17 protein-coding genes are annotated in these 20,431 nt (G+C 52.0%); 12 read left to right on the forward strand and 5 right to left on the reverse strand.

The window, feature by feature from the left end:
• The 4 genes from CFLAV_RS26200 to CFLAV_RS26215 all read right to left on the reverse strand — a co-directional run.
• On the reverse strand, positions 1-3,368 hold a 3,368-nt coding region (locus CFLAV_RS26200; RefSeq protein ID WP_007417902.1), incomplete at its 3' end, for an MG2 domain-containing protein.
• Positions 3,369-3,444: 76 nt separating this feature from the next.
• Positions 3,445-5,865: a VIT domain-containing protein gene (locus CFLAV_RS26205; RefSeq protein ID WP_007417903.1), complete on the reverse strand. Its 2,421-nt coding sequence runs from the start codon at positions 5,863-5,865 to the stop codon at positions 3,445-3,447.
• 100 nt (positions 5,866-5,965) lie between these two features.
• Positions 5,966-6,967, reverse strand: a complete 1,002-nt coding sequence (locus CFLAV_RS26210; RefSeq protein WP_007417904.1) for a DUF6263 family protein — start codon at positions 6,965-6,967, stop codon at positions 5,966-5,968.
• Positions 6,968-7,207: 240 nt separating this feature from the next.
• On the reverse strand, positions 7,208-9,847 hold the full coding sequence (locus CFLAV_RS26215) for a beta-propeller fold lactonase family protein (protein ID WP_007417905.1): 2,640 nt from the start codon (positions 9,845-9,847) through the stop codon (positions 7,208-7,210).
• A gap of 236 nt (positions 9,848-10,083) precedes the next feature.
• Here CFLAV_RS26215 and CFLAV_RS35220 point away from each other — a divergent pair, with 236 nt between their 5' ends.
• The 9 genes from CFLAV_RS35220 (at position 10,084) to CFLAV_RS26260 (ending at position 16,808) form a co-directional block, all read left to right on the forward strand.
• Positions 10,084-10,395, forward strand: a complete 312-nt coding sequence (locus CFLAV_RS35220; protein WP_150107606.1) for a hypothetical protein — start codon at positions 10,084-10,086, stop codon at positions 10,393-10,395.
• Between the two features lie 178 nt (positions 10,396-10,573).
• Positions 10,574-11,191, forward strand: coding sequence for a hypothetical protein (locus CFLAV_RS26225; RefSeq protein ID WP_040550280.1), 618 nt, complete (start codon positions 10,574-10,576; stop codon positions 11,189-11,191).
• A gap of 63 nt (positions 11,192-11,254) precedes the next feature.
• Positions 11,255-12,031, forward strand: coding sequence for an RNA polymerase sigma factor (locus CFLAV_RS26230; RefSeq protein WP_007417908.1), 777 nt, complete (start codon positions 11,255-11,257; stop codon positions 12,029-12,031).
• A 102-nt stretch (positions 12,032-12,133) separates the two neighbouring features.
• Complete coding sequence (locus tag CFLAV_RS33220) at positions 12,134-14,311, forward strand: serine/threonine-protein kinase (protein ID WP_007417909.1); 2,178 nt, start codon at positions 12,134-12,136, stop codon at positions 14,309-14,311.
• Between the two features lie 146 nt (positions 14,312-14,457).
• Positions 14,458-14,679 carry a TM2 domain-containing protein gene (locus CFLAV_RS26240; RefSeq protein ID WP_007417910.1) on the forward strand — a complete coding sequence of 74 codons (222 nt, stop codon included), beginning with the start codon at positions 14,458-14,460 and terminating at the stop codon, positions 14,677-14,679.
• 26 nt (positions 14,680-14,705) lie between these two features.
• Positions 14,706-15,137, forward strand: coding sequence for a hypothetical protein (locus CFLAV_RS26245; RefSeq protein ID WP_007417911.1), 432 nt, complete (start codon positions 14,706-14,708; stop codon positions 15,135-15,137).
• A gap of 60 nt (positions 15,138-15,197) precedes the next feature.
• The gene (locus CFLAV_RS26250) at positions 15,198-15,629 is read left to right on the forward strand and encodes a hypothetical protein (RefSeq protein WP_007417912.1); all 432 of its coding nucleotides are present in this window, start codon (positions 15,198-15,200) and stop codon (positions 15,627-15,629) included.
• Positions 15,630-15,814: 185 nt separating this feature from the next.
• Positions 15,815-16,201, forward strand: a complete 387-nt coding sequence (locus CFLAV_RS26255; RefSeq protein WP_040550282.1) for a hypothetical protein — start codon at positions 15,815-15,817, stop codon at positions 16,199-16,201.
• A gap of 139 nt (positions 16,202-16,340) precedes the next feature.
• The gene (locus CFLAV_RS26260; protein ID WP_007417914.1) at positions 16,341-16,808 is read left to right on the forward strand and encodes a hypothetical protein; all 468 of its coding nucleotides are present in this window, start codon (positions 16,341-16,343) and stop codon (positions 16,806-16,808) included.
• 174 nt (positions 16,809-16,982) lie between these two features.
• Here CFLAV_RS26260 and CFLAV_RS26265 read toward each other — a convergent pair whose 3' ends face one another.
• Positions 16,983-17,393 (reverse strand): hypothetical protein, encoded by a 411-nt coding sequence (locus tag CFLAV_RS26265; RefSeq protein ID WP_007417915.1) that lies wholly within the window; start codon positions 17,391-17,393, stop codon positions 16,983-16,985.
• Positions 17,394-17,605: 212 nt separating this feature from the next.
• Between CFLAV_RS26265 and CFLAV_RS26270 the strand changes: the two genes are divergently transcribed.
• The 3 genes from CFLAV_RS26270 to CFLAV_RS26280 all read left to right on the forward strand — a co-directional run bounded on the left by CFLAV_RS26270 (position 17,606) and on the right by CFLAV_RS26280 (position 19,820).
• Complete coding sequence (locus tag CFLAV_RS26270; RefSeq protein ID WP_007417916.1) at positions 17,606-18,271, forward strand: DUF2306 domain-containing protein; 666 nt, start codon at positions 17,606-17,608, stop codon at positions 18,269-18,271.
• On the forward strand, positions 18,255-18,818 hold the full coding sequence (locus tag CFLAV_RS26275; RefSeq protein WP_007417917.1) for a hypothetical protein: 564 nt from the start codon (positions 18,255-18,257) through the stop codon (positions 18,816-18,818). Before CFLAV_RS26270 ends, CFLAV_RS26275 begins: the two co-directional genes overlap by 17 nt.
• A 366-nt stretch (positions 18,819-19,184) precedes the next feature.
• Complete coding sequence (locus tag CFLAV_RS26280) at positions 19,185-19,820, forward strand: hypothetical protein (RefSeq protein WP_007417918.1); 636 nt, start codon at positions 19,185-19,187, stop codon at positions 19,818-19,820.
• The last annotated feature ends 611 nt before the right edge of the window (positions 19,821-20,431 follow it).

Here is a 20,431-nt window from a genome sequence, read left to right on the forward strand (position 1 = left end):
CCTTTGATCCCACGAAATGGCTCAGGCACGTTCTCAAACATTGCCTGCCGCACACTTTGATCCTGGTAAAAGAACGAAAACCGGTTCATCCACTCCATTGGTCGCAGAGCGTCCAATGATTCGTCGTAAAGCGTCGCCACCATCTCAGCGACTGATTTCTGTGCAGTGGGACCTGTTATTACAGCCGTCCATGTCTCCTTCTGATTCGGCTGCATCTTCGAAGTAAAATGTTCCCACGTGACTTTTAATTCCTTGTTGCTCCATGGCACTTCGACGCGGCGCGATTCCAAATAGGCCCGGTTCTCGCGCACCTGCGTCACATGAAGCGTGAAGCCGCCCCGCATCTCTTCACTCACCGCCTGCCTGATGAGCGACTGCGTTTGTCCCGGCTTCGTCCAATAACGCCGAATAATTTTATGCCGATGTTCGATCTCCACCATCGCCCTGCCCTCATCATAGCCTGTTCCCCATAACGCGGTCATCTCGGCTCCAGGTTCCAACGTCCAGGCGGGTGCGGCGACAACATTTGGAATCTTGATGGAGAGTTTGTTCGAGTTCGGATCCAGAACCGTAACCGGCAGAAGCGCCGTCACTTTCTTGCCAAAACGATCCTGGGTTTCCAGCAGCGCACGATATGCCCCCACGCCCAGTTTGGTGGAAACTTGCGCCTCTCCATTGGTTCCTGTGGTGAATCCCTTTTCCATTACCATCTCACCCAAAGGCCACGACTTGGGATCTGACCAATCCACGTTGGTTGCACCCCTGACTGCAAACTCATATGGCTCATATTCCTTAAGCGGAGGACGCTGCACTTTCTCAGGCTGCTTGAGCCTATAAATTTTCACCGAACCTTCTGCGACCTGCCCTTTATCATCCAGCGAAGTTGCTTTGATTGTAATATCGACGGGCTTTTCCGCGGTTTGCCAGTCCTCTGCAATCATCGCGGCTTTGAGCGCTGTGTAGCCGGCATTCACGACAGTTTCTGCCGACCGGGTTTCCCCTGCGCTGTCGGTCACATCGGCATAAACCTTAAATTGAAAGGTCGGTTCATCCTTTTCCGGCACGGACAAATCGGGCTTGGCTGTGAATTCCACCTTAAACGAACCATCCACCTCAGTCTTCACAGTAGCATGCAAAATTTCCTGACTGGATTCATTTCGCATCGGCCTTCTCCACGAATAATAGCCCCACCAGATGGGATACTGCACCTCACGGACCACCCGCAATTGCACGTTGGCTCCATCCACCGCCGCTCCGGTGTAGCTCATCGCATGACCTTGAAGTGAGACCTTCTGGTTCAGCTTGGCACCTTCCTTGGGCGTATCCAATGTCACCTGAAACTTGGGCCGCTTGTATTCCTCCACATTGAAGTTCGCCTGCCCTGTCGGCCCATTCTCGACACGGATTTGCATCATGCCCATGAGTCGATCGCGCGGCGCGGTAAAGCTGCCGGAGAAGGAACCATAGTCATTGCATTGCACCGCCTGCCGCGCGATTTCCTTGCCATTCAGGTCAGCAAACACAACCTTCACCTGCCTGCCTTTGAGCAATCGATAATTGTTGGCTTTCGGATTGGCACTCAGGCAAATGCCCTTATAGCGAATCGTCTGCCCCGGACGGTAAATGGCGCGATCCGTGAAGAATACGGTTTGTTCAAATTGTTGTTCCGGCTCACCTCCGTAGTACGCCGACTTCTCCATGGTGCCCAGTTGTTCTCCCTGGTGCTTTACCAAAAAAACGTAGCTCCGATATTGAGGCACAGACAAAGAGAAGAACCCGTTCGTATCCGTCGTTTTCGCCGGCTCAGCCACACGGTTTCCCTGGTTATCCAAATACCACCCTTTTACTTCCGCGCCGGCCAACGGTTCACCTGAAATGGCATCCAACACGAATCCTTCCAGCCCTTCCTGCGTCGAACGGGTAATCAGCGAAAGTGTGCTCACCCAAACATCGCTGTAACTTACCACGTTGTCCGTTCCACCAAATGCCGGATCGTGACTGGCCAGGATGAAATAAAAGCCCGGCTTCAAATTCTCCGGAGCGGGCAACTCGATTTGGCTCTCTTTATAATCGGTCGTTGCCGGCAGGTCAGCCGACCACTCCAGCACCGGCTGTTTTTGCAGCAACTCCTTGCGTTCCGCATCATTCAGGCTCTCCGGTCGACTGTGAGTTTTCTCGAGAAATTGATTCCAGTCATAAGCCACCGCACGGAAATACACCTTCGTTACGTTGCGATAAAACACCTGGATTTTTGGCAACGGCTGATTCCAAACCCTCTCCGTCACGATCCTTGATTGCTTCATTTCAATAGTCGCGATCAAATTCCGGCATTCTTTGCCTCCCGGACTGTTGGGAAACGCATGCACAGCTCTCAAGGCTGCCTCTCTCGCCTCCACCAGTTTGCCTTCCTGCTGCAGGAGACTCGCCAGTTGAAACGACGCCTCAGCCGAAATCTCATTATCTCCCCACTTATCAATGAACCGTTTTAGCGCGATCCGAAAGCGACTGTCCTTCTCCTCCCCGACCGCACTGTTTTTCCCATGGATCAATCGCTCCAAATCCACATCCACGAAGGCTGTCTGGTCGGCATCGCCCTTATGAAACTGCATCAAGTCTTGATAAAGACTTATGGCCCTCACTGCGGGTGCGTTGGTGTCCGTTCCTGCGGATTTCCACGCCATGAATTTCTCCGCCTCATCGAAGATGGGGCTGTCAGCAGAAATCTCGAATGCATCCTCCGGCTTGGCTGCGGCCTGTTCTGCCGATGTATAGAAGGTTAATGCTTCATGCGCGATGAAGTCATACAGTGTGGGGCGATACTTATCCGGCAAGGTTCCTTTGACCAGCAGGTCGTCATAGGCACTGACTGGAATCCGCTTCAAAGTATCCGCTGCCGAGAGCGCCTTTTGGAATTGCCTGTCAATCTCCTCGAATAACCTCTTCAAATCCCACGTGGTAAAATCCTTTCCCGGCGGCTGGGCGGTCGCGGTCCGTTGCATGAACCGCCACTGGTTCATTTGAAAATATTGCCAATACCACTCCGCCAGAATGGTATCGAGCAGCGGAACAATTTCCTTCGGTGCCCTGGCGATCTCCGCCTGCAACCGCGTTATTTTCTCCTCTGGTTTGTTTCCTTGAATCTCTCCTTCCAACGAGATTTTTTTCGCGATCGCCTTGGCTGCCTCTCCGTAAGCTTTATCCTTCAACGCTGCGCCTATAATCGGCTCCAGCTCTTCCAAGGCAGTTTTTGGCAACCCCTTCTTCACCGCCTCATCTACCTTGTGCCATTGCGCATCTCGCGGCCCCGCCTCCACGTTTAGGCACATGACCAAAGTGAGTAGCACCACCAGCCAGCTTAAATTCCTCATAATAGTTCCTACACCCGTACAAAGACCATGCCACTGCAGGCATTCCTGCCGTGACTCTGACATCATCATTCAAACCTCATTCCTTTTTCCCGGACGAATCCTCCTTATCAAAAATCTCGTAAACCTTGCCTGCAAGCACAAACTGAACATTTGATCCCAGCGCCAGCCATTGCGCCGTCTCTGGATGCTGTTTCAACAACGTAAAATATTCTGGCGACCCAAATTGCACCCTCACTTTTTCCTTCTGGGAAGACTTTTGAATCTCCGAATCCACCCAGGCACTTCCGTTCTCGAAGAAGTTTTTTCCGCCGACGAACTGCCCCTGTTGTGTGGAGTCCATGGCCTTCCTCGTCGAGTCACCTAAGCCGGTGCTTGTCGCGGGCGAACCTGCTACTGGAGGTGCTGCGGGACTTACCGAATTGTCACGAGACAGGTTACGCCCTGCTTCATAGGCACCATTTTGGATGCCCCACGAAGATGAATTTGCCGACTTCAGAGCCAGCCCGGACCGCGCCCCCGCTACCGCTCCAAGCCCATCTGCTTTCATTCTAAACTCGTTATAATTCAGAGACAGTTCCCGCCTAGCCTCACTATCGTCGGTCAACCGGGGCATTGATTGCATCGATTGTGCAACTCCGCGCTTGGATTCATCTTCGACTATCAAGTAAGCGGTGTAGGGCGTGACGATCCCATACTTTCGAGCCAAATCTGTCACTTCATCCTTCAGTTCCGAACTCTCCCCGTGGAGCCGAATTTCATCCAGCAAATAGCCCACTCGCCTGGTCGCCCAAAGCCGTGGAATAAAATCATGCTCGTCTGCATGCTCTGGAAAATTTAGGTCGTAGGTAAATTTCTTTTTATCTCCATTCACGTCCCCATCGATAACCGCGGCGGAACTGCCTTTGCCCGAATACCGGCCCACAAGCACCAGTTGTTCCCCCTTGAACAAATCAGGCAGTGGCGAAGGATACATTTTGGTCGTGCGAATATCTGCCGTAAACTTCAGTTTTGGATTTGCCAGCACCGGTTCGTTAATCTTGGAGAAGAAGCTCGAAACCTTCACTTCCAGATCTTCCTCCGGCAGCACGTATTGGCTGAATGCCCTGGTCTCTTCCGCGATCCTATCCAGCAGATGCGTGTTCACATCGGTGCCAATGCCGAAGCAGAAAATCCTCCGCTTTTCCTTGTTTCGCTCCTGCATGCCTTTGAGGATTTGGTCCTCGTCAGTCGTTCCCACTGTTGGCAGTCCATCGGTTAAGAATACCACCACAAAGGGTCTGCCCTCTTTGGATTCAAGTGACAATGCCTTTTTCAACGCCTCATCAATCGCCGTGCCTCCCATGGCCTTGAGATTCTTGATAAAGTCACCTGCTTTCTCCCGATTCTCTTTGGACACTGCCGCTAACTTATCGAATAAGGGCTCGCTTTCGGTGGAGAATCGGATAATTTCAAACCTGTCTCCATCGTTCAAACTCTCCACGCAAAACTGCAGCGCTTTTTTTGCCTGCTCCATCTTTTTGCCGGACATCGAACCGGACGTATCGAGTACAAACACCACATCCTTGGAAACGATTTGCTTTGCCTTCGCATCCACGCCGGGCGAAGCCAACAAAAGAAAATAACCATCCTCATCACCCGTTTTGTAAGCCATGAGGTTGACCCCGATTTCATCTTTTTCTGGAGCAAAGTACAATTGCAAATCAGCATCCGGCTTTACCTCACTCGCTTCATATCCCACCGTCGCCCGATTCGATCCGTCGCGTTTGACCTCCACCTCGTGACTGGGTGAATAAATGGTTTTGAGTGGGCGTTTGCTCTCCACATTTACTTTCACGCTCACAGATTTAATGGGCTTGGAGGAATATTTGCCCGCATTCATCGGCAGGACGTAATTCAACAAACCGGAATCGAGCTTCAACACCTGGGTGTAGGAAAGCGTGATGCGCTTTTTGCCATTCGGTTCAATAGGAAAGATTTTTAACTTCAGAACATCGCGTCCTTCGTACTCCATCAGCGCCGGATCTTTCATCTTCCGCACAATGCCTTCGTAAATATCCCGCGCCTTCTCGGCCTTCAGTATCTCCGCCTGCACCGGCTTGCCATCGATTTCCATCGAAAACTTGTCGATTTGCGCTCCCTTGGGAATTGGGAAAATGAACGTTCCTTCCAGGCGTTGGGAATTGGGATTGTAAAATTCCTGGTCGATGGTCGTTACTGCCACCTGATCCGTGATTTTCGTCTGAACCTTCTCAGACTGAACCTCCAACGGACAAAACCGATACACTCGCGTTTCATGCCAGTACGGAGGGGGAATGGGACGAGGTGGCCAAGGCCCGGGAGGAGGAATCGGGACAGGTGGAATTGGTCCTGGTGGAAGGATGTGGGAGGCGGTTGAATCACCTTCCCCATCAACAATAATGACTCCAGCCGCATAAGTTGGCAGGATTGCTGCCATCCATCCCAATATCACCAGTAACAGCCAAATCCGTCGCTTCATGACATATTAGACGGAGGCCTGATGAAAAATGCTCCCGAAAAAATTGGGAGCATGAGCTACAAAGAATAGCAGGTTATTTGGACGAATTTCGAGACAGTCCCTATTTCCCAGCGTCTGCCACTTGCAGCAATGTGAAGTTCATCTTCTGCCGGATGCCGGTTGAAAGCGATTGCCCGTGAACGTTCATTTTCAAGGTCATGTTATTATCCTCCAACGTGCCGACGCCCATACCGATTTCCGGATCGAACCAACTCTTTCCAGAAATCTTTCCACCCTCGACGGTCATGACCATGGGTGACGCCTGAGTTGCTCCCGGTTTGGATGTGATGTCCCCATCAAAAGTGACGACGGCGCATTTATGATTCTCATGCTGTTCCCAACCGGTGAAGGTAAACTTTATGTTGGTAATCAGCGTTCCCATTATGGGCAAGTTCATTTCCGTTTTGACCGGCCAGACGTCGCCGATCTTTAGTGGCTTTTCCGGCATATACTGGGAATCCACCCTCTGCTTCAAGATGTCTTCATTAACCATCCCTTTAAACATCTGTTGCAACTCGGGGGAGGCATCTGCAGTCATTCGTTTGAGCAGTTCATCCACCCCCTCGACCTTTTCGACGCGGCCTTTGGCATCTGTGAGAAACTTTATTTTTGCACCGACCATTTTCCTCATGCTGGCAGCTCCCGGCTTGGCGGCGTCATCTTTTGCATCAGCGGTTGAATCAAAGCTCAGAACTTCACGATCCCCCATTTTTGTGCTCACCTTTTGCGAAAGGAATTCAAGCTCCAGTTCCTTGCCGCCGCCTTCCCGCTCCTTCAACGTAGAAACGGCATAATCCTGCACTTCTTTGGTATCGCCTCTCATGGGCTGTGGCAACTGGGAACCGCTCGTTTCGCTGATCTCGGTCAGAACCACCCGGGTGGTGTATTTTTTACCCACAACCCATTTGAACCGCATCTCGACCGGCTCATTGGATGCCGGAGAAGTGGCTTCAGCCTTTGCCTGCGTGCCGGCCTCCCTGGCAATTGCTTCCTTTTTTGAGCATTCCCCGACCAGCACAGCCCCGGCCATTATTACGCAGCAAATAACCTTATGTTTTTTCATAGTTGTTGGTGTTCTTCACGCTACCGTCGCGTGTAAAACGATAAAAACAAACGGGAGCAGCTTTAACAACTTGTTTCCACCGCTCCCGCCCCCTCGCCTCCCTGGCACCTTTTTAATACATCCAATTTTCCGCCTTCTCCCTGACGCGAGTATTCATTATCTCACCACTGGGGGAGCGGACATTACAAAAAGCCGCGCTGTTTGGAGTCGGGCAGCAAGGCTTGAAAGTGGGAGGAGTATTTATTGAAGCCGGAGCCGGTAAAAGCGGGTTCGGTTTCCGGCGGGATTCGTCATCACGTTCTGACCGTTGATTATCTCCACGGCATCATTAGCATTTGTCCAGGCTCCACTTCCCAGGCTCGAAGTGGTCTCCAGGACATATCCTGCCGCTTTGTACGGCCAACTCAATGTATCGGTTCCGATTCGCAGTTTTGGCGCAGGCACATCGCCATCCAAAACCCCATCGAGGTCGCGATCAATGGCCATGCGCACGCCCGAACCTGGCGGCACTCCCATAACGGTGAGCCGACCGCCGGCTTGAATTTTTTGGATCAGTTGCGTCCTCGAAAGCACAACATCTCTGGTGGAGTCCGGAGTATAATTTCTGGTGATGGGCTTATAAAGCAGACCACGCAGCCTGCCATCAATGACGCCTTTTACAACAAGGTCGATATTGGTCACTGCTGCCTGTGCTTCCAGCAAGTTCCAGTCGTTTGAAATACTCAGCGTGCTGACGTTGGTCGACGCAACCGTACGCGTGTAGCCAACCGCGGGCGCTGTTCCGGTATCAAAGCATTGCACGAAGGCCCCGAGGTTCGCTTTGATGGTGGCGTTGCTTCGTATGTTTGCAAACACCGGACGGGACAGGAACGTGTTCAGGTTGTCATCATTGCCATCGTGCGTGAGTCCAAAGCCTCCAATGCTGTTAGTGCCGGGCGCACTATTGAAACTCATTTTTTGATAAACGTTCCGCAGCTGCGGGACTTTGAAGTCCTGCGATTCCTCCAAAGCCACCGCCGGAATGACAAGTTTGGTTGAACCTGGCCCGGGCGGAGCGTTGTGGCAGGTGTTGCAGGTCAATCCGAAATTATAATTATTGGTCAGAAACAGGCCGCGGCCTGCAACCGCGTTACCACCCGCGAAGCTGGTGGGATAGCTGCGATCGAGGTTTTGGTTTGGATTCGGTTGAAACTTGATGGTGTTGATAAACGAACGATAGGCATCCATGTCCGCGGTGGAAAGCGGAGTGCCGCCCATCAGGCTGCCAAAAGCTCCATCGAAGTGCAGGAAGTTCGTGCGGTCTCCCCGCCAATGATAGGGCTCCATTCCAGCCAGACCACGCAAAGTCTGGGTGGTCATCGGTCCTTTCATGGGATGCTCCTGCAAAGTGATCGCAATTCCATTCGTGGTGAGAGTATTGACTGATTGCACGCTGCCATTGGGATCACCCAAGTCCCAGGCGAGCAAATCCATTTCGGCGTCAATGTGACAGGCAGCACAGGCGGCATTGCCGTTGCCGGAAAGTTTGGCGTCGTAAAGAAATCCGCGTCCATTGCGAATCACGGTCGGAGTAGGATCATAGCTGCCCACGGGAATTTCCTTCAGCACCGTGTTGGAACTGGTATCGACGAGAGTCAAGGTATTGGAAATGCGATTCAGGACGTAGAGGCGTTGGGCACCGGCATTAAGCGCCAATCCGCGCGGGCCGCGCTTGCTTTTGGAGTCTGTAACGGAACCAGGAGTCGAGCCAATCTCGATGCGGGCAAGAACATTTCCGTTTGGGTCCACCTTGCCAACCCTGTCTGTTCCAAAGGCGGCGACGTAAAAGTAATTGCCGGTTGGATCGAACACAATTCCCGTGGGCTGCGCCAAGGCGTTGGTTTTGGCGGGCAGGTTCGGCAGGACGCTGTAATTGACGCCGGGATTCAGATCAAAGTATGTGGAGACGCCGTTGGTTATATTGATGCGGGTCACGCGATTATCCACGATATGTGCGCGGACGTTTGGCTCAAAATGAATGAGATTCCTCGAATCGGTATTTGCGATAAACAGGTCTCCACTTCCCGGTCGGATGGCAATTCCGAGATTTACCGTGCCCACGTTTGTGAAGTAGCGGGAAATCGTGAGTTTGCTGACGTCAATCTCAACGACATCATTGTCCGGCATTTTGTAAGCCACATGGTTGGTGCCGGGATTGTGCGCGTCTACGATCAAGCCCACCTGCGGTGGTGCAGGAAGACTCGTATTCGTCGGCTTGGATTGGGGAGGTGCGCTGGCTGGTGGAATCAGCGTGGTATGATTTCCTGAGAGCGCAAACACCGCATAAACCTTCGTTTCGTTCGTGTTGACGGCCAAGGCGCGGGGATTTTCGCCAAAAAGCGGGATGCTCGCCAACTGAACGTGATTGGTCACATCGAACACAACCACGCGATTTTTGCGTGCCGCCGTCACAAAGGCCTTGCCACCAGCGAAAACCACATCGGCCGGTTCATCCTTCACGTACAATGTGTCCACCACCATCTTTTGGGAAACTGAAACAATGCTGACGCTATCGGAGACTTCGTTGACCACCCAGACTTCGTCCGGAGTTCTTGGATTGACCGACACCGGTTCCACGCCGACAGGAATTTCTGCAATCAAAAGCGGATTGGAGGGTTTGGTAACATCGAAAACGGAAAGTCGCGCATCGGGGGTATTCACCGCAAACAACCTCGTGCCGTCCTGCGATAATCTTACCGGGCTGGTTTGTTTGCCTTCAAAATTGACGTAACTGGTTTGTGCAAAGATGCCGTTCGACAGGCAGATGAAGAGGCAGCGCAAAAACCATAATGAGAGCCTTTGTTTTGGATGCTGATCAAACCGGTTTGATTGGTCGGGCATAAAATTCCAAACAGCGAATGTGCTGACAGATGGTCTGTGGGGACATGGTAGGCAACCAGAGCCGCGTTTCAAGCCAAATGGCCAGGCGTCAAATAAGCAGGTCAATTTTCAAATACAGGAACGCTGGGCAGGTGCAAGAAGATGAGATGCTTGCAAAACCAGTCTTTTGGAATAATACTCGCTTAAGTTTTGGAGAGACCGCTGTTCAAGGCAATGAACAAACCCAGTCCTCTCTTATGCGTAAATCCATAAAGGCAATCAACCGAGCGATTCGGCGACTCACAGCCACGGAGCTGTGTCCAACCATCCGGTGGGATGATATCCTTCGTATTGAAGCCTTGGGTACGGATGCCTTCGGTGCTTTCGAGATTTCCCTCACCTTCATTTACGCCGACAACAGCGAGGTCTCAATTTTCGTGCACCACAAGGGCTACGATAAGATTCTGGAGTCATTGGCTGAACGGTTTCCTTCGATTCCATCAACATGGCATGACGAGATGGCGCAACAACCCTGGCATGTTGAGCGGGTCTTGTACGAGCGAGATTGAATTCCTAATTCTCGCGCTGGATGGGATCCAAATAATCCAGGCAACCCAGCCTCTCCAAGGAAAGGTCCCATTGGACTTGACCGGCCATGTTCTCCACGCTTTGCTTTTTGGCTGGAAGAGACATCGAAAAGGATGGAAATTCTCAAAAAAACACGTGGAAAGGATAAAGCGACGAAATATGAAATACTTTGTGTATGTTTTTGCTTTTATAGTTGTGGTCACTCGCGGCTTTTGCGCCGATCAGAACAACTCTCAAGCAGGCACGAATGGTGTCGTCTTTCGGAAGCCTTTCACACTCACGCTGCATGTGGACAAAGAGCATTATTACGAGGAGGAATTTCCAGGAATTCCTTACGTACACAAGGGCAATGTGTATCTTTTTAAAGGGGATTCATTTGGCATCAACCTGGACATCACCAATAATACGATTCGAAATGTCGTGTATCAGGCAGACACCAACAAAGCAGCAGTGACTTTGCAATTCACTCAAGATGTAAGCACCAACGGCGAGGCAATGATGATATTGGTGATCAAAAATAATACAGATAGAAAGCTGTTCTTTGATGCCCTGATGACCGTTCCAGGAAAAAAGAATGCTCTGAAAACCTCAATCCTCCCTGTTCGTCCCGGTTTGGTCAACTACGAGTCCTGGGGGCATCCAATCATTCAGTTGATGCTACGCAATATCAGTCTCAATGAGAAGACCGGGACTGAAGCACGCACTTCAGCGAATGGGAGCCAATCGACCAAGTCGGCTACAAATCAAACGCCAACGACTTCTGGCTCTCATCGTTAGACCTTGAGATGGCTCTGCCAACACGCTTGCGGCTGCAATAAAGAACGCTACAGTGGCTGAGCAGTGAGCACAACCGAGAGCATCAAAGCCAATTCCCGAACCACTCCGCCTTGGGGCGAGATTGCGCGCCAGCCGGTGTTTGCCACCACTCATTGGTCTGTGGTCCTGACGGCAGGGCGAAATGATCTTCCCCAGGCGCAGGATGCCCTGGAAAAACTTTGCCAGACCTATTGGTATCCACTCTACGTTTACGTGCGGCGGCGGGGATATGCCCAGGTGGATGCCGAGGATCTGACACAGAAATTCTTCGAGTGGTTGCTGGAGCGAAACTGGCTGGGACAGGCGGACCAGCAACGCGGTCGGTTCCGCTCCTTCCTCCTGACCAGCTTGAGCCGGTTCCTGGCGAACGAATGGGACAAGGCCAGGGCGCAAAAGCGGGGTCGTGGCCGGGTTGTGTCCCTGAATTTCGAAGACGCAGAAAATGGCTGCGCCCGGGAGCCGGTGGACAACGTCAGCCCGGAACAGAGTTTTGAATGGCGTTGGGCGCTGACCTTGTTGGACCAGGTCCTAAACCGGCTCTGTGCTGAATATGCAGCTCAAGGGAAGGCGGAATTATTTGCGGAACTGAAACCATGCCTGTTGGGCGAACGTGCGGCGCAACCCTACGCCATGTTGGCGTCCAAGCTGGGTATGACTGAAGGTTCGGTAAAAGTGGTGGTGCACCGGTTGCGTCAGCGGTATCGGCAATTGCTCCGGGATGAAATAGCCAATACGGTGGCAACACCGGAGGAAGTTGAAGAGGAATTGCGTCACTTATTTACCGTGCTGGCAAGACGATGACTGAGGTTGACCCTCTCAAAAATATTCCCTCAACACGGAGTGCTCTTATTTCCTGTGTAACCTTTCACCTGCTTTCCTTTATAACAGGGTGAAAGAATTAATATGGATGCAACCCAGATTTGTCCAACCTGCGGAAAAGCGGTAGTTCCAGACGCGCCGCAGGGCCTCTGCCCGGAGTGCCTGATAAAATCCGGTTTTGAAACCAAGGCGGGGAACGAACCTGCGGGCGGAAAATCGGCCTTTGTGCCACCCACTGTTGAGCAGATTGCCAAACTTTTTCCGCAATTCGAAATCAATGAACTTCTTGGCCATGGTGGCATGGGTGCGGTTTATAAAGCCCGCCAGCCACGATTGGACCGCTGGGTGGCGTTGAAGATCCTGGCACCGGAAAGACAGACTGACCCGCAATTTGCGGAACGATTCGAACGCGAAGCGCGTGCCCTGGCCTGGTTGAATCATCCAAACATCGTCACGGTTTACGACTTCGGCGAGACGCAGGGACATTATTATCTGCTGATGGAGTTTGTGGACGGGTTGACACTGCGCCAATTTCTGCAAGCGCGAAAACTCTCGCCGGAGGAATCGTTGATCATCATACCGCAGATTTGCCAGGCGCTGCAATACGCCCACGAGCATGGCATCATTCATCGCGATATAAAGCCGGAAAACATCCTGATCGACAAAGATAGCAACGTGAAAATCGCCGACTTCGGCATCGCCAAGCTTCTCGATCAGGAACCGCAGAATATTTCGCTCACCGGTGCACAGGACGTGATGGGCACACCGCATTACATGGCGCCAGAACAGATCGAGAAACCGCAAACCGTGGATTATCGCGCGGACATCTATTCACTGGGTGTCGTGTTCTATGAAATGCTTACCGGCGAACTGCCGCTCGGAAATTTTCAACGGCCATCGCAAAAAGCTCACATAGATGTGCGCCTCGATGAAGTGGTGCTGCACGCCCTGGAAAAGGATCCGGAACGTCGTTACCAAAAAGTTAGCCAGGTAAAAACGGACGTGGAAACCATCGCGGCGACACCTGATCACGTGGAGCCTCCCATTTCGCGCACTCCGCCGCCAATTCCAAAAGCGACACCCCCTCCAACGGGAATGTCCTTCGGCTGGAAAATAGCAATTGGGATTGCCGGGCTTGGTGCGGCTCTGTTGCTCATTGCTGTTTGCGTAGTTCTATTTTTTGCCGGAACGAAGCCGAAGCAATCCCAGACGTTGGCGGCAGGCGACCTCGTCAGCTCGAATGCATTCTGGAACTTGTTGAACGCAGACCAGCGTCTCGTGGTGCAATATACCGACTACAAATTCCACAAGTATTTTGACGCGCGCACTTTTGAAGGCTGGTCGAACGAGGAGCGCACCAATCTGGAGCGGCGGCTGATTGACACAATCAAAGGACCCCATTCAGAGGAGTATTACCTGGCCATCAATTCACTCGCCTCTTTGCATTCCACGAACGCGGTGCCTCTCCTGCTGGAGATGGCATTGGACCATAGAGCCTCGATCGTGCGGTTGGAGACCAGTAACCGGCACCGCTGGATGGCCATTCGCGCAATGGGTATTATTGGAGACCGGACCGTCGTGCCCAAATTGATCCACCTGCTTTATCACAACAATCCACACATTCGCTGGTGGGCACAGGTTTCCCTGGTGAGGCTGACCAGCCAGAATTTTGGCACCGATTGGAAGGCGTGGGGAAGTTGGTGGAGTTCCCAAAACCGGCAACCGCCATTCAATTCAGAGATCATTCATTGGTGGCGGGGTCAGGCTGAACCAAATCAACTCACCAAAGAATTCGCAGAAGCCGATCCAAAATTTCTTAAAAACCTCGAAGCCAGCCTATACAAAATGGGGTTTCCGGGCACGTTGACAAACGCGGCTATGGACACCGGCAAGGCGCAGGCAATTACAACACCAACAACCAACGCCCAAACCAACTCCATGACTCCTACATTGGACATTGATCCTGGCGACGGCACGAAGGCCATACAAAATCCGACCGAAGCCAACATTCGCAAAGCCGTAGCCTCACTCCGAGGCGATGCCGAGCCCGGCTTTCTAATTCTTCACAAGGACGCTGAAAACATGCTTCAGGCTACTTGCCTGGCGAAGGATTCCTTTACCATACAGTTACAGGAAGGCGGCGAGCAGCATCAATATCAGGCCACGAAAAATCTTTCCGCTGATACCACCACGAAGTTGTTGCTTGCCTATCGAAACGGTGACCCGGACTGGAAGATGTTCGCGGATTGGAAGCCGCTGTAATAGGACCGATACGCCGGATTTACGTGCGTCGAATAATTGACGCATTCAGTTTGTAACCTCTCGTCTCCTTTCCTTTATAGATTGGTGGAACTGATCTGCCTCGCGTAAACCACCGGGGCCATCAGTCCCACTAACAACTTAAAATTATGACAGAAAAATCTGATAAAAAACGGCTCATTGCTTTCCTTCTCTGCTTCTTCCTGGGAGTATTTGGCGCTCACCGGTTCTACGTCGGCAAAGCAGGCACTGCCATTTTACAAATTTTTACCTTCGGCGGCCTGGGCATCTGGTGCCTGGTGGATGTGATTATGATTCTCACCGGTTCATTTAAAGATAAGCAGGCCCGCAAATTGGAAGATTGGAAATAAACTCTCCTCATAAAAGGGGCGTAATTATGAAAATTCAACAAATCATTCCGTTATTGGTGTTACTTGGTTTTTGCGCCGCCAGCGCACAAACGATTAATTCAACCGCCACCACAACCGCGACAACCAGGACAAAGACCATGAGCTACAAATTGACGTTTTTCGACAGCCAGAAAACCATACCCAGCCCAACCGAAGCCGATATTCGGGCAGCCGTGACTTTGCATAAAGACGACTTCGGCCCAGTATTTATAATTGGTTTGGATGGCACGCACGGTTTTATTCGCGTCATTGCAGAGCAGGACAGCCATTTTTCATTTCAATACACCGTTGATGGGAGTGTTGTTTACATTTCCACAAAGGAAACCTTTTCAATTGAGGATGCAGTAAAGGTTTCGACAGCATATAAGAACGGTTCCGCAGATTGGAAGAAGCTGGTGGATTGGAAAGAACTCAAATAGTAAAAACCTTGTGTGACCTGACAAGAAAAGGAATGCAATTAACTAAATGACACCACGCTTATGAAAACATTGATCTTTGCCCTCACCGCGATTTTGGTCCTCCGATTGCAACCGTTGCTGGCGGCATCGCCAGATGAAGAGGCGCGATTTGTCGCAGCCGTCAAGCAGGCTTTTGAGAAGCGTGACGCCGACGCTTTGATGACGCTTACCTGTTGGGATAGAGTGCCTGACAAATTCAAAGCGAGTGGCAGGAAGCAATATGCCAGAGATGCCAGGCAGGGAGCCACGGACTTCACACTCACGAATCCAGACCCAAACGAGCCTGATCTTGTTTGGAAAGACACAGATGGCGTCTCGTATCGCTCGAACCTTTCAGTCGTCAAGCAGTTCAAGATTACATTTACAAAGGGTGGCGAGTTCAAAGATGGCACGTATCCGGTTGGAGAGAAAGATGGGAAGTTATATTTGTTGGAACCAGCACCCGTAAAATGATGCCTCGCGAGTGGGAGGTGGCTCAGCTTTTTTCGTAGGCGGTTTATATCACCATGCATTTTTTTCCATTTATTTTCGACTCGCAGCTTTGACCTTCGGCCTGGAAGGACAAGGACCGTGGCGCCAAAAAGGATGAGATGCTGCGCTTGCAAAAACAGGTTTTTAGGATAAGACTCGTTTCACTTATGGAGAGCCCAGTGCCGAAGCCGTTCATCAAGGTCCTGCTCAGTCTGCTTGTTGCTTGTGCCCTGTTTAGCTCATGCGAGACGGCGACAGTGGTTTCCACGCCGATTCAACCCGGCATGACCAAGGCCGAGTTGCGTTCCAACTTCGGCCCGCCGATTCGGAAGGTCGTTAATGATGATGGCAGTGAAGATTGGTTTTACCACTTCAGTTGTGAGCGCACACATACAGGGTCGTTCGTTGAATCTTCAGTCACGCCAGGAGACCCTTCACTCAACTATGGAACGAGTTCTTCCTGGTCGATGACCTTCAACGAGGGAGTCATCCGCCTCTCGAAAGACGGCGTGGTCACCGGCCAGATTCCACAGGGTCAAATCGTGCGATGGTGAAAGTGCCCGGTAGATCCGGAGAACCCGCCATCGAATGTCACATTATGAGAGCACCGAAGATCAATTTACATCGGATGCGCAATCGACCAACTGACGCTCAACTCGTGATCTTTTGGTCTCCATGCCAAAGTCTGCCTGCATGATCCTTGCCCTTGGCGCAGTCATCATCGGCGCGTTGGTGACGTCGATTGCATTTCTGCCGCCGCCGGGACGCCCCAATGTCACAGTGACACTTCTCGGTTATACGAATGACGCCACTGGCACCCGGCTCGCAAGAATTGCGGTCAACAATCTGAGCGCCTCCGCAATTCGGCGAGCTGCTCTCTACCACATTCAGATTCCAACACCAACAGGATGGACGAATTTATCTTACAGCCATTCGTTGGGCAGTGAAATGCTTGGCGCAGGCGCGTCACAGATTCTTACAGTGCCGTCGCCCACCAATCAGCCGTCGTGGAGGATTTCGTTTCTCACCTATCCCGATGCCGGGAAAGGACAGGTCGTAAAATGGGTGGTGACTGATCCTTTACTGCGCATCGGCCTGAAGCCAAGATACCGAATTATGTTCTACGAGATTCACGGCGACTGGATTGAAGGTGAGAAATGATTGCAGGAATGCAGTTGAACCAGAATTTTCACGAAGAAACATGCATGGTGCGTGTGGTTCGGTGGAATCGCGGGGCACGTGCGCGAGCTGGGAAATTGCGTTTGCCTGGCGAGAAGTGTGATCCGGCTTATGCCGGGATGCCACGAGAGGATGGATGACCGGCGATGGGCTCCTTTATGGTCGCAGCAACCATTCCAAGGCCTCCGACTCCGAAGCGAATATCTCGCACAACAGTCCACGATTTCGTGCGATCATGACACCGTAATGGTCCTCGCGGATGAATTCAGGGCGGCAGACCATCGCAACCTTGATTGGCGACGTGGCCTCAGCCGCAAGCCGCTCATTAAAAAAATATCTCGGGGCAGTCGTCGGCGGCTCAAATCCAGTCAGTCCGCTTACATCAACGAGCAGCTTCTCCGCGCCTTGATCGCAGGCGAGCCTGACTGCATCGCACACCAGGTTCGCGCATTCACCGAGCAAAACCTCTCCCTCTGGGTGAAAGGCAACATAGCCTTTTTTAGGTTCCAATTGAACAATTGTGCTCATGATTTCAACGGAAGTATCCTCACCCATAACTTCGGCCATTGGCGGCAACTTGTAAAGCGCGACGGTAATGCGCCCATGGTAATATGGCAATACATGGCAATCGATTTCCCGGAATCAATAAACCGTCGCTGGGACACGCCTCCGGAAACAGCAGCCCCATTGCAACTTGAATGGGACAGCATTGATCCATTCCAAATTAAGCACCCAATTATAGTAGGCGAACGAATCGCTCAGGTATATTCTCGGCGCCGGTGAGACTCAACCTGTTCCATTTTATTCTCGCCATCCACATAGTTGCCGGCACCGTGGCATTAATAATTGCGCCGCTGGCCATGGCTTCTGTCAAGGGTGGCCAATGGCATCGGCGTTGGGGCAAAATTTATTTCTGGGCAATGGCAGGAGTGGCGCTCACGGCCGCGCTCATGTGCTGGCTGGGAAGCGGCCTATTTTTGTTTCTGATAGCGATATTCAGTTTCTATCTTGCGCTCACCGGCTATCGGGTGTTGGGACGAAAAAAACCGGAAGAGGATAAACCGCATCTCTTTGATGTGTGCATCGCCTTGGCGATGATCCTGGCGGGGGGCGGATTGATTTTTCTGGGTGTCCGGGAGGCCGATGCACAACAGCGATGGGTGCCCATTATTTTTGGAGTCCTCGGTATGTTCCCGGGGATGCTGGACCTGGTCCGGCTTTTCAAACCGCCGCGCGCCAAACAAGCCTGGATGTTTGTCCACATGACGCGATTTCTGGGAGCTTACCTCGCGACGGTGACTGCGTTTTCGGTGGTCAATTTCCATTTCCTTCTATTTTACTGGCGCTGGCTCTGGCCCACAGCATTCGGAACGTTTGGGATTGCAATTTGGCGAACGTACTACGCCAGGAAGTTCAAAAGACAAAATCATGGAATCGTTCAATGACTTAATAACCAGGTGGCAGCCGTTCTTTTCCGCGGTCGCCGGTGTGACAGCCACTTTGGCTGGTTTGCTGTTTGTTTCCCTGTCCATCAACCGGGAAAAAATCACAGCGCAGGAAAATCGCAAACTGTTACGCCTCGCCCAGCGCAGTTTTGCCGATTACCTATATGCGCTGTTTATCTCGCTCATGTTTCTCATGCCGAACCATGAATCGTTTGGATTGGCGATCCCGCTGTTTATGGTTGTCGCCGTTAGAGTCTGGTTCCTCGTCCGTGTGATGCGGCGTTCGAGAAAAGGTGAAAACCCCGCGACGTTGGGCGGATTGCGGGAAAATGTCATTCAAATAATTTCCTGTCTTGGGTTGGTGGCTGCCGGTGTTGAAATTTATCGCGGCGAGGTGATCGCAACGTTCTTTCTCGTCCCGGTAATCGCGCTGCTTCTTTGTAACGCGAGCATGAATGCCTGGTTGCTTTTAGTAATGGAGAGGGCCGCGGACGAGAAATCATCGGACGCAAAATTGACCGTCTCTGAAACCACCACCTATAAATGAAAGCATTTCCTGCGGTGGCCGGCTATGAGATTGGGATGCTCGCGTAGCTCGCGCCGAGTGCTTGCGCACGCCACCATTCGGCGAAGTGTTGTGTTATTGGGAATAGGAATACGTTACCCAAGGCTTCGCCGTTGGGCTGGTATGGATCAGGCCGTTGGCCCTGGAGCGAACGATATCCGAGACTGGCAGCTTTCGGTGGCGACGGAACGGCTGGTTACGCTCTGTCGAGGTCTGAAAGCGAGAGCCCGCGTTTCCCACCCAATCTTGCTTGTCAGAGGCTGCTGAAGATGTACGTTGAGTGCCGTGTCGCGCTTGGGATTCACTATCGTCTTATTGCTTTGCTGCTTCGGTTGTAGCACCTCCCACATGGTTGTCGGCGCCGATGGGAAAACGCGTCGCGCATGTCGCAGTGAAGATTCCGCATCGCTCGTCCGCATGCTCGCGTTGCCGTCCGAGGATCTGCCCAAAAATCTACGCGAAATGGAACTTCCTTATCCGGAGATCTGCGAGATTTTGCTTGAGCGTCGGCAGACGGAGTTCCTGATCAATGCCTATCAGCAGTCCTCCGATGCACGCGTCCGATCCTATCTCGTCTCTCGCGTCCTTTACTACATCGAGGAACCTGCCGTGCTGGCGGTATTTCGTGCACAACTGAGCGAAGAGGAAGACGAAGAGAGCTACTACGTAGCCAACTATGTTGCGAAAACAGGCGATACAAAAGCGTTGAAAATACTGAATTGCCATTATTACCTTTATCCTGTGTCGTCTGTTCAGTGGTCCGATACCGTCGAGCTATTTGGCAAATTCGGTTATCGGCCAGCCATTCCGAACCTTATTGAGTCGCTGGATGCGGCGTCTTTCAACCTCGTTGACGCTGCAGAGGAATCATTGGAGAAGCTGTATCCGGATTCTCCACGGAAATTTGAGAGCCTTGAGGCGGCACGAGACTATTTCACGAAGAGAGCCGAGGAGGAACGGAAGAGGGAAGAAGTGAAACGGTAATTGTGATGGGATATTAAAATCCCAAGTACCAACCAAAAATCATGGCGCAGATCTTATTTTTCGCTTCGAAAGAAGATATCCTGCCTGTGCTCAAAGATTTTCCTGGCGGTGGGATGGGAGTTATTGGCCGCATCAGCGGGAGCGGGTAAAGGTTGGGGTGGGTCGCGGGCATCTTTAGGGAACGAGCGGCAGCTCATCCTTACCATAATTGATTGCTGACGCGCGGTATGGAGTCCCTAATCGCATACGCGTTCACCACGACGAATTGGAATACAGCGTGAGGGAGGTTTGGGAAGCGGCGCAGGTTTTTCCAGACGGGCAATTTTCCCTACCCCGACATTGATTGCTGGCGCGGAGATTTGGAATCGTGGGCCGCGTTCGCGGATAAACTCGATGGATGTTGGCGGGGTCACCGACGGGGTTAGAATTCCGGCGGAGCGTCATTCCACCATTTAATTGATGGCTGGCGCGGGGATTGAAGTCCGTGGGGCGCGTACGCGGGTTGAGGCAAAGGATAGGATGGAGTCGCGGGCTATGTTAGTGCGGCGCGGTAGGATGAATCCTTCCCGCGACAACCGCAAAAGCCGGCTTCCTCTTATCCCACAATGCGC

It is taken from the genome of Pedosphaera parvula Ellin514 (assembly GCF_000172555.1).
Taxonomy (GTDB): domain Bacteria; phylum Verrucomicrobiota; class Verrucomicrobiia; order Limisphaerales; family Pedosphaeraceae; genus Pedosphaera.

Bases quoted from the DNA above. Each gene is read 5' to 3' on its own strand.
- CFLAV_RS26205 (WP_007417903.1), bottom strand. From the start codon at position 5,865: ATGAAGCGACGGATTTGGCTGTTACTGGTGATATTGGGATGGATGGCA.
- CFLAV_RS26210 (WP_007417904.1), bottom strand. From the start codon at position 6,967: ATGAAAAAACATAAGGTTATTTGCTGCGTAATAATGGCCGGGGCTGTG.
- CFLAV_RS26215 (WP_007417905.1), bottom strand. From the start codon at position 9,847: ATGCCCGACCAATCAAACCGGTTTGATCAGCATCCAAAACAAAGGCTC.
- CFLAV_RS35220 (WP_150107606.1), top strand. From the start codon at position 10,084: ATGCGTAAATCCATAAAGGCAATCAACCGAGCGATTCGGCGACTCACA.
- CFLAV_RS26225 (WP_040550280.1), top strand. From the start codon at position 10,574: ATGAAATACTTTGTGTATGTTTTTGCTTTTATAGTTGTGGTCACTCGC.
- CFLAV_RS33220 (WP_007417909.1), top strand. From the start codon at position 12,134: ATGGATGCAACCCAGATTTGTCCAACCTGCGGAAAAGCGGTAGTTCCA.
- CFLAV_RS26240 (WP_007417910.1), top strand. From the start codon at position 14,458: ATGACAGAAAAATCTGATAAAAAACGGCTCATTGCTTTCCTTCTCTGC.
- CFLAV_RS26245 (WP_007417911.1), top strand. From the start codon at position 14,706: ATGAAAATTCAACAAATCATTCCGTTATTGGTGTTACTTGGTTTTTGC.
- CFLAV_RS26250 (WP_007417912.1), top strand. From the start codon at position 15,198: ATGAAAACATTGATCTTTGCCCTCACCGCGATTTTGGTCCTCCGATTG.
- CFLAV_RS26255 (WP_040550282.1), top strand. From the start codon at position 15,815: ATGGAGAGCCCAGTGCCGAAGCCGTTCATCAAGGTCCTGCTCAGTCTG.
- CFLAV_RS26260 (WP_007417914.1), top strand. From the start codon at position 16,341: ATGATCCTTGCCCTTGGCGCAGTCATCATCGGCGCGTTGGTGACGTCG.
- CFLAV_RS26265 (WP_007417915.1), bottom strand. From the start codon at position 17,393: ATGGCCGAAGTTATGGGTGAGGATACTTCCGTTGAAATCATGAGCACA.
- CFLAV_RS26275 (WP_007417917.1), top strand. From the start codon at position 18,255: ATGGAATCGTTCAATGACTTAATAACCAGGTGGCAGCCGTTCTTTTCC.
- CFLAV_RS26280 (WP_007417918.1), top strand. From the start codon at position 19,185: ATGGTTGTCGGCGCCGATGGGAAAACGCGTCGCGCATGTCGCAGTGAA.